Genomic DNA, 244 nt, shown 5'->3' on the forward strand with positions numbered 1-244 from the left:
TTAGCTCAGTTGGTTAGAGCGCACCTCTGATAAGGGTGAGGTCGGTGGTTCGAGTCCACCAAGGCCCACCATATAACAATCTGGAATTGAATAGCAAGTACCGGGGTCCCCGAAAAGTAATCGGAATTAACCTCGAAGCTACACCTCACTTTTTGGGGTGATTATATGGGGCCATAGCTCAGCTGGGAGAGCGCCTGCCTTGCAAGCAGGAGGTCAGCGGTTCGATCCCGCTTGGCTCCACCAA

The 244-nt window shown here is 52.9% G+C and carries 1 tRNA gene; it reads left to right on the top strand.

Features of this window, described 5'->3' with window-relative positions:
• Positions 1–167: 167 nt before the first annotated feature.
• Positions 168–243 (top strand) — tRNA-Ala (locus tag C173_RS26110).
• The last annotated feature ends 1 nt before the right edge of the window (position 244 follow it).

This window comes from Paenibacillus sp. FSL R7-277, assembly GCF_000517965.1.
Lineage (GTDB): Bacteria > Bacillota > Bacilli > Paenibacillales > Paenibacillaceae > Paenibacillus_AQ > Paenibacillus_AQ silagei.